Source organism: Bhargavaea cecembensis (assembly GCF_000826125.2).
In the GTDB taxonomy this organism is placed as follows: domain Bacteria; phylum Bacillota; class Bacilli; order Bacillales_A; family Planococcaceae; genus Bhargavaea; species Bhargavaea cecembensis_B.
Window position 1 is genome coordinate 594425 of record NZ_LN651373.1, and the last position, 13133, is coordinate 607557.

A 13133-nucleotide genomic window follows, 5' to 3' on the forward strand; every position below is an offset into this window, starting at 1 on the left:
GGTGCCGTCTTTTTTGTTGCAAAGATTGGACCGCCGTTATAAAATGAATCTCATGTTTGATTCGTAACCCGCAATAATCGGATCATGCCTGGAAATGGAGGAACGAAAGAGTGAATCAGCAAGAACAACAAACTGCCAAAATACCATATGGAATGATCGCCATCCTGTTCTTGGGAGCATTTGTGGCATTTTTGAATAACACGCTCCTGAACGTCGCACTTCCGGTCATCATGGATGAATTCAAGGTGAACCCGGCTCAAGTGCAATGGCTGACGACCGGATACATGCTCGTGAACGGGATTCTGATCCCGGCGAGTGCGTTCTTTATCCAGAAGTTCACCAACCGGAACCTGTTCCTGACGGCTATGACCCTGTTCTCGATCGGGACGCTGACCGCGGCGCTCGCGCCGTCCTTCGGCTTCCTGGTCGCGGCGCGCATGATCCAGGCATCCGGTTCCGCCATGATGATGCCGCTGCTCATGAACATCATGCTCGTCATCTTCCCGATCGAAAAGCGCGGGACGGCCATGGGCTTCTTCGGCCTCGTCATGATCACCGCGCCTGCACTCGGACCGACCCTGTCCGGCTGGATCGTCGAGCACTATTCTTGGCGGGTCCTTTTCTGGATGGTGCTTCCGTTTGCGATTTTCGTCATCGTGGCTGCGCTGCTCAAGCTTCGCAACATCATGGAAACGCGCGATGTCCGGCTTGACTTCTTTTCTCTTATTTTATCGACCATCGCATTCGGCGGCCTGCTGTACGGTTTCAGCATGGCCGGTGACAAAGGATGGGGCAGCGCGCATGTGTACGTGCCGATCGTTGTCGGCGCCATCTCTCTCACGGCGTTCATCTTGCGCCAGCTGAGCATGCAGGCGCCGCTCCTGAACTTCCGGATCTACAAATTCCCGATGTTCGCCCTTGCTTCGGCGATCATGGTCGTCATCTCGATCGCCATGTTTGCAGGGATGCTCCTCACGCCGCTCTACGTTCAGAATGTGCGCGGCATCTCGCCGTTCCATTCGGGGCTGCTCATGCTGCCGGGCGCGATCGTCATGGGGATCATGTCGCCGATCACGGGCAAGCTGTTCGATAAATACGGCCCGCGTGTGCTCGCGATCAGCGGCCTGCTCATCACCGCTGTGACGACATTCCTGCTGAGCCGGCTTCAGATCGATTCGACTTACTTCTATATCATGGCCGTCTACACGGTCCGGATGCTCGGGATGTCGATGGTCAACATGCCGATCATGACAAACGGGCTCAACCAGCTGCCGCAGATAATGAATCCGCACGGCACCGCGATGAACAATACGCTTCAGCAAGTGTCCGGTGCGATCGGCTCCGCTTTCCTCATCACGGTCATGAACAAACGGACCGAATCGGAGGCCGAGTCGCTTGCGGCCGACGCGATGAAGAACGTCTCGCCGGATATGTCGGCTGATCAGCTGGCTTCCCTTAAAATGGAGATCGGCCAACAGGCGCTCATGCACGGGATCAACTTCTCGTACTTCGTCTGCACGATCATCGTCGTGATCGCCCTTGTGCTGACCTTCTTCGTCAAGCGGGTCATGCCGCCGACCGCCCAGCAGCAGGAGGCGGAACGCGTGGCTGCCGTGCAGAAAACACAGACGAACACGAACACGACCGCAACCGAATAAAAACAGTCAGCCCGCAGGCCATGTGCCTGCGGGTTTCTCGTGTACGGCCGGAATTTGGGCGGATCGTTCCGATTCGGGGTTGAGTCGTCCGGATTCGCCCTTGAGTCGGACGCATTCCGCCTTGAGTCGTCCGCATCCGGCCGCGAGTCATCCAGGTTTTTATTTCCATCTCCGCATGTTCAGAAAACTTTGATTCCGGCCACCGCAACTTTCCCCGCGTTCCGGGAAGGAATCCACAATCAAATGTCGAAATAGTCATAATGAAAGCGGTTTCAAATGGAAAGGGGAAATGCAGACATGAAACTCGAGAATTACATCAACGGATCGTGGCAGGAGACAACGGGCGGAGAGTATGCGGCCGTCGTGAATCCGGCGAACGGCGAGACGCTCTGCGAAGTCCGCCTGTCCGGCAAAGAAGACGTGGACCAGGCCGTCGAGGCGGCCAAGAAAGCGCAGAAGCAATGGGCACTCGTCCCCGCCCCGAAGCGTGCGGACTACTTATATGAAATCGGCCGGCTCATGAAAGAGCGGAAAGAGCACCTTTCACAAGTGCTCACGAAAGAAATGGGCAAGGTGATCGAGGAGGCACGCGGGGAGGTCCAGGAAGGGATCGACATGGCGTACTACATGGCGGGCGAGGGCCGGCGCCTGTTCGGCGAGACGGTGCCGAGCGAGCTGCAGGACAAGTTCGCGATGAGTGTCCGGGCGCCGATCGGGGTCGTCGGCCTCATCACGCCGTGGAATTTCCCGGTCGCCATCGCCACGTGGAAGTCGTTTCCGGCGATCGTCGCGGGCAATACATTCCTCTGGAAGCCGGCGACCGAGACGCCGATGATGGCGTATGAAATGGCGAAGATCTTTGAAGAGGCCGGGCTTCCGCCGGGCGTAGCGAACGTCGTATTCGGCAGCGGATCGGACGTCGGGACGGCGATGATCGAGCATCCGGACATCCGCGTCATTTCATTCACCGGTTCCACGGAAACGGGCCGGCATGTCGCCGAGCTCGGCGGCCGCCACCTGAAGAAAGTCTCGCTTGAAATGGGCGGGAAAAACGCGGTCATCGTCATGGATGACGCAGACCTCAATCTGGCGGTGGAAGGCATCCTCTGGAGCGCGTTCGGCACGGCCGGACAGCGATGCACCGCATGCAGCCGGGTCATCGTGCATAAAGATGTGAAATCGGAACTGGAACAGCGCCTGCTCGAGGAGATGAAAGGGCTGACGATCGGCGACGGCCTCGATGAATCGGTGAAAGTCGGACCGGTCGTCAACAAAAAGGCGCTCGAGAAGATCGACGGATACGTCAAGATCGGCCAGGAAGAAGGCGCCCGTCTGCTCGCCGGCGGAAAGATCCTCGATGAAGGGGAGCTCGCGGCCGGCTGCTACTACGAGCCGACGCTCTTCACCGACGTGAAGTGGGACAGCCGGATCGCCCAGGAAGAAATCTTCGGCCCGGTCATCTCCCTCATCGAAGTCGACAGCCTGGACGAAGCGATCGAAGTGAACAACAGTGTGAAATACGGGCTATCGAGCTCCATTTTCACTCAGGATGTGAACAAAGTGTTCCGCGCCCAGCGCGATCTCGACACGGGGATCGTCTACGTGAATGCGGGCACGACCGGCGCGGAGATCCACCTGCCGTTCGGCGGAACGAAAGGCACCGGCAACGGACACCGCGACTCCGGCGTGGCGGCGCTCGACGTGTTCACTGAATGGAAGAGCATCTACGTGGACTACAGCGGCAAGCTGCAGCGCGCACAGATCGACACCGAATGACCGGAACCTGATGACCAGAACAGAAAGGGGAGAAAGAGATGAAAGTAGTCGTACTCGGAGCAGGATTGATGGGGAAGGAAGCCGCACGGGACCTGGTGAAAAGCGAGAAGGTTGAAAAGGTATGGCTGGCGGATCTGAACGTCCGCCAGGCGGAAGAATTCGCGGAGCAGCTCATGTCGGACAAGCTGGATATCCTCCGGCTCGACGCGACGGATGACGTCCAGCTGAAGGAAGTGATGTCGCTCGGCGACGTCGTCATCAATGCGCTGTTCTACACGTTCAATGAGAAAGTCGCCCGAACGGCGATCGAGGCGGGCGTCCATTCGGTGGACCTCGGCGGGCATATCGGCGGCGCGACGGACGCGGTCCTCGGGCTGTCTGAACAAGCGGAAAAGAAAGGTGTCACGCTCATTCCGGACCTCGGCGTCGCTCCGGGCATGATCAACATCCTGACCGGCTACGGAGCCGGGAAGCTCGACAAGGCCGAATCGGTCAAGCTGTTCGTCGGCGGAATCCCGGCCGATCCCGAGCCGCCGCTGAACTACAACATTGTCTTCTCCCTGGAAGGCGTGTTCGACCATTACACCGACCCGTCCCATGTGATCCGGGACGGCCGCTGGCAGGAGATCCCGTCGCTCAGCGAAGTCGAATCAATCTGGTTCGACGGCTACGGCGAGCTCGAGGCCTTCCATACGTCGGGCGGCACGTCAACCCTGTCAAAATCGTTCCCGCAACTGGAGACGCTTGAATACAAGACGATCCGATACAAAGGCCATGCCGAGAAGTTCGGCGTGCTCGTTGACCTCGGTCTGCTCGGCCGGGACGCGGAAGTCACGATCGGCGGCCGGAAAGTGAAAGTGCGCGAAGTCATGAAAGAGCACCTGACGCCGCAGCTCAAACTCGGCGACAAAAAAGACGCCGTCCTCCTCCGGGTCGTCGTCAAAGGGGAGAAGGACGGGCACGAAGCCTACTTTGAGTACGATCTGATCACCGAGAAGGATCCAAAGACGAATGTCACCGCGATGGCGCGCGCGACCGCCAACACGATTTCCGTCGTCGCCCAGATGATCGGCGACGGGACGATCACGAAGCGCGGCGTCCATCCGCCGGAAATGATCGTACCGGGCGGGCCGTATATCGAGGAGATGAAAAAGCGGGGCGTCGTCATCGAGGAGATGTCATCCGAGGAAGCCGCGACGGTCTGATCGTCGGCTGCATTGCGAAAGGGGGAGCCAAGTTTGGATTTCCGATTTTCTGAGGAACAGGAACTGTTGAGGAAAACCGCCCGGCAGTTCACGGATGATGAGATCATGCCGCATATCGCAAAATGGGACGCAGAAGGCGGCTTTGACCCGAAACTGTGGAAACGGCTGGCCGAGATGGGCTTCATGGGCGTCTGCATTCCGGAAAAATACGGCGGCAGCGGAATGGATTATAATTCCCTCGCGATTCTGTGTGAGGAGCTGGAGCGGGGGGACACCGCGTTCCGGACGGCCGTGTCGGTCCACATCGGCCTGAACTCAATGTCGTTGCTACAGTGGGGAAATGAAGAACAAAAGCAGAAATACCTCGTGCCGCAGGCGAAGGGTGAAAAGATCGGTGCATTCGGACTCACCGAGCCGGGTGCCGGTTCCGACGTCGCGGCGATGTCGACGACCGCCGTGCGCGACGGGGACGATTATGTATTGAACGGGCAGAAAACGTGGATTTCTCTCTGTGACGTGGCCGATCACTTCCTCGTGTTCGCCTACACCGACAAGGCAAAAAAGCATCACGGCATCAGCGCGTTCATCGTCGAGCGGACGATGCCCGGCTTTTCTTCCAAAGCGATCAAAGGCAAATACGGCATCCGCGCTGGCAACACTGGCGAGCTGTTCTTTGAGGACATGCGCGTGCCGGCGGCAAACCGGCTCGGCGAAGAGGGAGAAGGCTTCAAGATCGCGATGGCATCGCTCGACAACGGCCGGTTCACGGTGGCGGCCGGCGCCGTCGGACTCATCCAGGCCTGCCTGGAAGCGAGCGTGAAATACTGCCACGAGCGGGAAACGTTCGGCAAGCCGATCGGCAAGCACCAGCTCGTCGGGCAGATGATCGCCAATATGGAAGCGGGTTACCAGATGAGCCGCCTGCTCGTCTACCGTGCCGGCGAGTTGAAAAACCGGGGCGTCCGAAACACCCGCGAGACGTCGCTCGCCAAATGGCAGGCCTGCGATTTCGCCAACAAAGCCGCAGACGACGCCGTCCAGATCCACGGCGCCTACGGCTATTCCGATGACTATCCGGTCGCCCGCTATCTGCGGAATTCCAAGGCACCGGTCATCTACGAAGGCACGCGTGAGATCCATACGATCATGCAGGCGGAATACGTGCTCGGCTACCGCGAGGACAAAACGCTGAACAAGATGTTGCCGGCGTGGGAACCGGAAGCATGAGAAACGGGGCTCTCTGTTAGGAGAGCCCCGTTTTCTTCTTCTATCAGGCAGTGACCAGAGGGAAAAGGGTCCAACTCTCCTCACTCGCGGCCAAACTCTCCTCACTCGGGAGGAAACTCTCCTCACTCAGGACCAAACTCTCCTCACTCGCTCTTCGCCTGTCCTGAACGAACAAAGCCTGTCGGAAGGAATTCCGGACAGGCTTTGTTAATGGACTTAGAAAAAGTAAAGCCCGATCGAGATGACAATGCCGCTCAACAGAAGGACGAACACGCAATATCCCATGATGTCTTTCGCCTTCAGTCCGGCGATCGCGAGAGCAGGCAGTGCCCAGAATGGCTGGATCATGTTCGTCCAGGCGTCGCCCCATGCGATGCTCATGGCGGTCTTGGCGTAGTCAACGCCCATCGATTGGGCGGCGTCGAGCATGATCGGCGCCTGGACGGCCCACTGTCCGCCGCCGCTCGGGACAAAGAAGTTGACGATGCCCGCAGCGTAGAAGGCGAACAAGTGGAATGTGTGTTCATTGGAGATCGAGACAAATGCGTCCGAAATGACGGCGGCGAGCCCCGAAGCGGTCATCATGCCCATGATCCCCGCATAAAACGGGAATTGGATGACGATGCCGCCGGCCGTCTTGACTGCATTAGCCACGGCTGCAAGGAACCGGCGCGGCGTCCCGTGGAAGATGATGCCGAGAATGAGGAAGATCAGGTTGACGATGTTCAGGTTCAGGTCGAAGCCGTTGCGGACGAAGTGGTTAACAAGATAGACGACGCCGAGTGCACCTATGAGCATCGACAGGATCACGCTGTCTTCCATGCGGGAGGCCGGCGTCTTTTTCTCCGGAACTTCGACTTCGATCGGATCTTCGAGCTTCGCGGGATCGACCGTTACCGTGTCTTCCGGCTTCGGCATCATCCAGCGGTTCAGGAGCGGGATCGTGATGAACAGCACCGCGATGATGAACAGGTTGTATCCGGCGAAAATCGTCTGAGAGGTCGGCACGATGCCCATGATCGATTCGAACGGATGGTCCGCCGTCGCAATCGAAAGCGGGATCGAGCCGCCGAGCCCGCCGTGCCAGACGACGAATCCGGCGTAGGCGCTTGCGACGAGCAGCCGGTAGTCGACGTTCGTCACTTTCTTGGCGATCTCTTTCGCGAAGAGCGCGCCGATGACAAGTCCGAAGCCCCAGTTGATCCAGCTCGCGATGATCGAGACGACTGTCACGAGGATGATGGCAGAGCCCGGTGACTTGGCCATGCCGGCAAGCGAACTGAGCAGCTTCTTGAACACCGGGCTGTTGGCGAGAACGTGGCCCGCAACGAGGACGATGACCATCTGCATCGTGAAGGCGAGCAGTCCCCAGAAGCCGTCCCCCCAGTGGACGACCATGTCGAGCGGACCCGAATCGGTGAGCCCGAGTCCGAGCAGGAACACGACGAGTGTCAGGAGTGCGACGAAAATATACGGATCGGGCAGGAACCGCTCCATGAGTGCGTTGGAGAATCTTGTGAGCGTTTTCATTTTAAGTAACCCCCTTTGTCTTTTAAGAAAACATCCCCATATCCAATGTATCGGAACGAACGGACGGGCGCCATCCCTTTTTCAGAATTTATTCAACCGGCGGGCGGTGCATGAATGAAACTCTTTCCATGGAAGAACGGACTAATGGAAAAGGGAGGGGTCCTGGGATGAATAAAGGAAAGAAGTTGGCCTGGATCGCCGGAGCGGGGGCGGCCGTGTTGGTTGCCGTGCTGGCGATCGCCTTCCGTCTCGGCGGAACGGCGGGCGTGAGCGCTTCTCCGGTCGCGATGAGCGGGAATGCCTGGCAGGCGGCGTTCAGCGAGAAACTGGCCCGGAATGCAGGGGAAGACGGAAGCCTGAAAATCACCGGGAAGAACGGGGAGCCGGTGAATGCGGACCTGAAAGTGGAGGGAAGCCGGCTCGATGTCCGCGGGCTTGAGACGGGTTCGTATACGTTGCATGTGAAACGGTCTGCATTCGGCGGGCTGTTCGGGACGAAGCCGGCGGTGGATACGGTGAAATTCAGTGTGCATGAAGGCATCGCGCCGGTCGCTTCGCTCGAGGAACTGGAAGATCATTTCCGCCGGATCGCCAAAAGCCGGGAAAGGCAGAACCGGTTCTTCATGGCCGAAACGGAATCGTCTTCTGAAGACAAAGCCGCCGGACCGGCGGGCGCCGGAAGCGACCACTCGGAAACGAATATCCAGGTGGAGGGGGTCGATGAAGGGGATATCGTCAAGACGGACGGCGATTTCCTATATACGGCGCTTGACGGGGAAGGGGTCCGGGTCTTTGATATCCGAAACCCGGAAAATCCGTCGGAAATCGGGGAGATTCCGGGAGAGCAGGCGTTCATGCCGACGCAGCTTTACTTGAGCGGGGATACGCTCGCCGTGATCGGACACCGTTATTTTGAGGAGCCGGTGAAGCCGGCGGGAGAGTCGGATAAAAGCGCGGCGACGGACCGGATCATGCCTGCCGGCGGGAACGCCGTCACGGTGAGGCTGTACGACGTGGCGACTCCCGCAAAGCCGAAAATTCTGCGGGAGACCGGCGCGGAAGGATGGTTCCTCAGTTCCCGGCTGAGCGACGGTGTTCTGTATGTCGTCACGAACGTCCATCAGATGTGGTGGGCGCAGGAAGAGCGGGACGTCCGGCCGTTCACGTACGAAAGCGACGGGAAGTCGGATGAGATTCGACCGATGGACACCGGGGACATCACGATACTCCCGGGCACGGACGGCGACTCGTACAGCGTCATCACGTCGGTCGACATCGACGGGGGCAAGACCGGCTCCGTCAAGACGAAGGCCTATCTCGGAAACGGGAGCGGACTCTACATGTCGAACGAACACCTGTATATCACTTCTTCCTCGTTTGGGAACTGGCTTATGAGAGAGGATGCTGCGGGTCCGGGGTCGGCAACGACGGGCATCTTCAAATTCGGGCTTGATGGAACCGAAGTGGGCTATCTCGCTTCCGGGGAAGTGCCGGGCATGCCGCTCGATCAGTTTTCGATGGATGAGCATGACGGGCATTTCCGGATCGCCGTGACGGACGGGGACATGTGGAATGAAGACCGGCCTTCCGAGTCTGCCGTCCATGTGTTCAATGAACAAATGGAAAAAACGGGGTCCGTGACGGGGCTTGCGAGAGGGGAACGGATCTATTCGGCGCGCTTCATGGGCGACCGGGCGTATGTCGTGACGTTCCGCGAGACCGATCCGCTGTTTGCGATTGATCTGTCGGACCCGGCCGGACCGGAAGTGCTCGGAGAACTGAAGATTCCCGGCTTCAGCAATTACCTGCATCCGATCGGTGAGGATCATCTTATCGGGTTCGGCCAGGACACGGTCGTGACCGGCGGAGGGGACGGAAAGGAACCGGTCATCCGCACGGCGGGAATGAAGATCTCCCTGTTTGATGTGTCGGACATGACCGCGCCGAAAGAGCAGGCGACGGAAATCATCGGGGGCACCGGCACGAGCTCGGACGTCCAGTACGACCACAAGGCGCTGTTTGAGCATAAAAGCCGGAACCTGTACGGATTTCCGGTCATGATTTACGAGGAGAAAGGAAAGAATGGGGAGCTCTCATATGAAGGGGGCGGGGCGCTCATCTATGAGATCACCCCGTCCGGCGGCATCGTGAAAAAAGGGGATCTGACCGAGAAGAAGCTCGACGAAATGGGCTATGAGGCATACGACGAAATGGTCCGCCGGATCATCTGGTCGGGGGACGCCGCCTTCACGATCTCGCCGTCCGCCGTCACCGCCTACTCTCTCGACGACTTCCGGAAACTCGGCTCGACCGGCGAATAACAACCGTGCCCCGGGATGAGGTGAGTGTAAACGGAAGACGATCGAGTGTAATCGGAGCGAGGCCGAGTGTAATCGGATGGCGGGTGAGTGTAAGCGGAGCGGGATCGGGTGCGATCGCATTGGCAAGACTGATGTAAGTCTATCAAACCGGACACGGATAACCGTGAATTGTAGGGAATCGCCTGAACCTTTCCGGGCCGATTGAGTTTTCGCCGGCTTTCCGATACGATGATAAGAAAAATGCAGACAGGACGGACGGCGATGGGTTCATGAAGACAGATTCAACAGAAGAGCTGGCGATCGACTGCTGCCTGCTCGCCGGGCGGCTCATGATGGAGGCGGGGGCGGAGACGTACCGGGTCGACGATACGATGGCCCGGATGGCCGCGTCACAGGGACTCGACGGCGCCGACTCGTTCACGACCTCGACGGGGGTCATCTTTTCCCCGGGGAGGAGCCGGCCGGTGAAGCTGGCGAGCGTCCGGAAACGGGCGACGGACCTGGAGAAGATCGCCCGGGTCAACTCGGTGTCCCGCGGGCTGTCTGCCGGGGAGATGGACCTGGACGCCGCCTACGAGGCGCTGCGGAAAATCGAGCGGGGGGATTTCATGTTCCCGTTCTGGCTCCAGATTCTCGCGGCGGCCGTTGCGAGCGGCAGTTTCCTCGTGATGTTCGGCGGGCACTGGAGCGATATCCCGGCGGCCTTCGCAGCGGGGGGAATCGGGTTTTTCATCGCCGAGAAGTTCCATGAACGGACGCGGGTGAAGTTCTTTTCCGAATTCACGGCGTCCGCGCTCGTCGGGCTGCTGTCCCTGATCGCGGTCCGGTCCGCGCTCGGCAAGGATCTCGATGTGATCATAATCGCGGCGGTCATGCCGCTCGTGCCCGGGCTCCTCATCACGAACGCCGTCCGGGATCTCATGGCGGGGCACTTCATGGCCGGCACGGCGAAAGGGATGGAAGCCTTCCTCACCGCGTTCGCCATCGGGGCGGGCATCGCGCTCGTCCTGTCCTTCCGGGGGGTGGCGTCATGATCTGGCTGGTCAACGGGATCTCGAGTTTCATTGCGTCCGCGATGTTCGGGATCATCTTCAATTCGCCGCGCAACCGGCTGCTTCACTGCGGATTCGTCGGGCTTGTCGGCTGGCTGTCATTCCTGGCGGCGAGGGATCTGCTGCTCGGGGGCGATGCGGTCAAGGCGTCGTTCATCGGAGCATTTGCCGTGGCGGTCGTCGCCCACCTGTTCGCGAAGCGCTACCGGACGCCGATGATCATCTTCAGCGTCGCCGGCATCATCCCGCTCGTTCCGGGCGGCACGGCGTACAATGCGATGCGCAACGTCATGGAAACCGACTATGAAGTAGCGACTGTCCATGCGATGGAGGCGTTCATGATTTCCGGATCGATCGCGATGGGGCTCGTTTTTGCCGAAGTGATCATCCAGCTCGTGTTCAAGAAAAAGCCGGCTGCCGCATAAATGAACGCCGACGCACGAACGGACTCCTGCAGTCCGCCGTGCGCCGGCGTTTTGATTTTATTTTCCGTTCTGTTCCCGCAGGAGTTCCGTCAGTTGTTCAGCCGGCATCGGGCGGCCGGTATGATACCCCTGGACGGCGTCGCATCCGCTGTCGGCGAGCGCCCGGTGGACGTTTTCATCCTCGACGCCTTCCGCTACGACATACAGCCCGAGGGAATGGCCGAACCGGACAAGTCCGTCGACGATGCGTCCGACTTTGTCATTTGTCGGGAAGGAGGCGATGAATTCCTCTCCGATCTTGATCTTCCGGAGGGGAATCGTCTGCATGTACCGGAACGAGGCGTAGCCTGTCCCGAAATCGTCGAGTGCGAACGAAATTCCGTCATCGTGAAGGAGCTTCAGCTGGTGCATGATCTCTTCTTCCGCCTCGGCCTCGAATGCAAACTTCTCGGTGATCTCGATTTCGAAGAGAGACGGCGGGCAGGCAGTGCGCTGCAGAATATCCCGGATTTTCGTCACCATGTCCCCGGCCCGGAACTCCCGGACCGATGTGTTGCAGCTGACCGGGACGGCGACGCCTTCCTGTTTCCACAGCACTGCCTGGCGGGCGGCCGATTCCATGACGTGTGCGCCGAGTGCGGAGATCAGGCCGGCATCTTCGGCAATGGGGATGAGTTCGGCGGGCGGCACTTTGCCGAGATCCCGGTCTTCCCACCTGACGAGCGCCTCCGCGGCGATGATTTTTCCGGTCTTCGTGTCCACTTGCGGCTGGAAGACGGCCTGGATGTCCCCGTCCTGGAGCGCGTTCGGCAGCTTCTGTTCAATCCGGAGCTTCCGGGAGACGGCCCGCTGTTCGGACTTCGGCAGCGAAGTGATGAGCCCTCCGCCGCTTCTCATGGCGCGGTGCCGGGCCATCGAGGAGGCGCTCAGCAGATGTTTGAACGACTGCTGATCGTCCGGGAATTTAGCGATGCCGCCGCTCACGCGGACCGGGATCCCGGTCGTCTCGGACTGGATCGGATGCTCATCGAGAAACTGGAGGAACCCTTCCGCAAACCAGCTGCCGAGCGGGGTAAGGACGGCGAATTCGTTCATCCCGATCCGGGCGAACCGGCTGTTGCGGAAGTAGACCTTCATGCTGTGGACGAATTCATTCAGCAGGCGCTTTTCCGCCTCCTTGTCGCCCGGTTCGAACAGGGAGTGGAAATTCTCGACCGTCAGATAAACGAACGTGAAAGGGCGGGCTCCCTCGATGAGCCGTTCGGCCTCTTCGGTCAGTTTATGGCGATTCATGAGTCCGGTGTCCGGGTCGGTGAAGGCGATCGACTCAAGCCGTTCCCGGAGTTCCCGCTCTTCGGTCCGGTCGGATTCGATCATGAGGGTATAGAGGAGGAGGCCCTTTGAAAGGACGGGGATCGCCGTCAGGGAAACCCAATACGGATCGCCGGTCTTGGTCACTTGCTGGACGTCCCCCTGCCAAGGTTTCCCCGCACGGAGACGCCGCCAGATTTTCATGACATCGGCTTTGCCGTCTTTCGTGTCGGGGAACATGATCTTGAAGGGCTTGCCGAGCACCCGCTTCGGCGTCCATCCGCTCTTGACGAGAAAGTTCGAGTTCGTGCCGAGGATCAGTCCCTCGGCATCAATCTGATAGGTCATGAATTTCTTGTCCAGGCCGTCCATCAGGCTGTCGAATGCACTCTGGTCCGGATCGGCAACCATGCTGGTCTCCTGGCGTCTGTTGTTATCCAATCGTTCGACCTCCTGTACAAGTTGGATAAATGGATATATGACTCTCAGTATACGGAAATCGGGAGGCGGCCGGAAGGGCCAAAATGCCCCCTTCCGGCAAGATTCGGATAAATCCGCGCTTTTTCGGGCGAATTCTGACAACAGTACGTCATGATTTTATGTAGAATGAAGAATAATTACTTCACGA

9 protein-coding genes are annotated in these 13133 nt (G+C 59.2%); 7 read left to right on the forward strand and 2 right to left on the reverse strand.

Annotated elements, in window-relative coordinates:
* Nucleotides 1-152 precede the first annotated feature (152 nt).
* The 4 genes from BN1189_RS08555 (at nucleotide 153) to BN1189_RS08570 (ending at nucleotide 5866) form a co-directional block, all read left to right on the forward strand.
* Nucleotides 153-1658 carry a DHA2 family efflux MFS transporter permease subunit gene (locus BN1189_RS08555; RefSeq protein WP_052455768.1) on the forward strand — a complete coding sequence of 502 codons (1506 nt, stop codon included), beginning with the start codon at nucleotides 153-155 and terminating at the stop codon, nucleotides 1656-1658.
* Between the two features lie 297 nt (nucleotides 1659-1955).
* Entirely contained in the window at nucleotides 1956-3434 is a 1479-nt protein-coding gene (locus BN1189_RS08560; RefSeq protein WP_040227444.1) for an aldehyde dehydrogenase family protein, read from the forward strand.
* Between the two features lie 38 nt (nucleotides 3435-3472).
* On the forward strand, nucleotides 3473-4639 hold the full coding sequence (locus tag BN1189_RS08565; protein WP_040227397.1) for a saccharopine dehydrogenase family protein: 1167 nt from the start codon (nucleotides 3473-3475) through the stop codon (nucleotides 4637-4639).
* A gap of 33 nt (nucleotides 4640-4672) precedes the next feature.
* Complete coding sequence (locus BN1189_RS08570; protein ID WP_040227400.1) at nucleotides 4673-5866, forward strand: acyl-CoA dehydrogenase family protein; 1194 nt, start codon at nucleotides 4673-4675, stop codon at nucleotides 5864-5866.
* 216 nt (nucleotides 5867-6082) lie between these two features.
* On the opposite strand, the gene BN1189_RS08575 is transcribed toward BN1189_RS08570, so the two are convergent.
* Entirely contained in the window at nucleotides 6083-7396 is a 1314-nt protein-coding gene (locus BN1189_RS08575) for a short-chain fatty acid transporter (protein WP_040227402.1), read from the reverse strand.
* A gap of 167 nt (nucleotides 7397-7563) precedes the next feature.
* Here BN1189_RS08575 and BN1189_RS08580 point away from each other — a divergent pair, with 167 nt between their 5' ends.
* The 3 genes from BN1189_RS08580 to BN1189_RS08590 all read left to right on the forward strand — a co-directional run bounded on the left by BN1189_RS08580 (nucleotide 7564) and on the right by BN1189_RS08590 (nucleotide 11194).
* Nucleotides 7564-9717, forward strand: a complete 2154-nt coding sequence (locus BN1189_RS08580) for a beta-propeller domain-containing protein (protein WP_040227404.1) — start codon at nucleotides 7564-7566, stop codon at nucleotides 9715-9717.
* A gap of 269 nt (nucleotides 9718-9986) precedes the next feature.
* The gene (locus BN1189_RS08585) at nucleotides 9987-10751 is read left to right on the forward strand and encodes a threonine/serine exporter family protein (RefSeq protein WP_040227406.1); all 765 of its coding nucleotides are present in this window, start codon (nucleotides 9987-9989) and stop codon (nucleotides 10749-10751) included.
* Nucleotides 10748-11194, forward strand: a complete 447-nt coding sequence (locus tag BN1189_RS08590; RefSeq protein WP_040227409.1) for a threonine/serine exporter family protein — start codon at nucleotides 10748-10750, stop codon at nucleotides 11192-11194. Before BN1189_RS08585 ends, BN1189_RS08590 begins: the two co-directional genes overlap by 4 nt.
* 57 nt (nucleotides 11195-11251) lie before the next feature.
* On the opposite strand, the gene BN1189_RS08595 is transcribed toward BN1189_RS08590, so the two are convergent.
* Entirely contained in the window at nucleotides 11252-12946 is a 1695-nt protein-coding gene (locus BN1189_RS08595) for a sensor domain-containing protein (protein ID WP_257125403.1), read from the reverse strand.
* Nucleotides 12947-13133 lie beyond the last annotated feature (187 nt).